This window comes from Pseudomonas protegens (assembly GCF_003732485.1).
Taxonomy (GTDB): domain Bacteria; phylum Pseudomonadota; class Gammaproteobacteria; order Pseudomonadales; family Pseudomonadaceae; genus Aquipseudomonas; species Aquipseudomonas protegens_B.
Genome location: NZ_MOAK01000040.1, coordinates 1 through 700, shown reverse-complemented (window position 1 = coordinate 700; position 700 = coordinate 1). Strand labels below are relative to the sequence as shown.

The following is a 700-nucleotide window of genomic DNA, read 5'->3' as shown; positions in this document are numbered from 1 at the left end:
CCCCAGGTGGTGATCAACCTCGCCGCCCAGGCCGGGGTGCGCTACTCCCTGGAAAATCCCAAGGCCTACCTGGACAGCAACCTCTCAGGCTTCCTCAACCTGCTGGAAATGTGCCGGCGCTACCCGGTGGAGCACCTGATCTACGCCTCTTCCAGCTCGGTGTACGGGGCCAACCAGCAAACCCCATACAAGGTCAGCGACAACGTCGACCACCCGCTGTCGCTGTATGCCGCGAGCAAGAAAGCCAACGAGCTGATGGCCCACAGCTACAGCCACCTGTTCGGTGTACCGGCCACCGGCCTGCGCTTCTTCACCGTCTACGGTCCCTGGGGCCGGCCGGACATGTCGCCGATCCTGTTCGCCGATGCCATCAGCCAGGGCCGGCCGTTGAAACTGTTCAACTACGGCCTGCACCAGCGCGACTTCACCTATGTCGACGACATCGTCGAGTCTCTGGTGCGCCTGCTGAGCAAGCCGCCGGTGCGCGACCCGCTGTGGGATCGCGAGCAGCCGGACCCGGCCACCAGCATGGCGCCCTGGCGCCTGTTCAACATCGGCGGCCAGCGCCCGGTGGAACTCAAGGACTACGTGGCAACCCTGGAAAAGCTCCTCGGACGCCAGGCCCAGGTGGAGTACCTGCCCCTGCAGCCCGGTGACGTGCTCAACACCTGCGCCGACGTCAGTGCCCTGGAAAACCTCA

The 700-nt window shown here is 65.0% G+C and carries 1 protein-coding gene; it reads left to right on the top strand.

What is annotated here, in order from left to right; genetic code table 11:
- The coding region (locus BLX41_RS09395) for an NAD-dependent epimerase/dehydratase family protein (RefSeq protein ID WP_123724664.1) at positions 1 to 700 on the top strand (700 nt) is incomplete at both ends.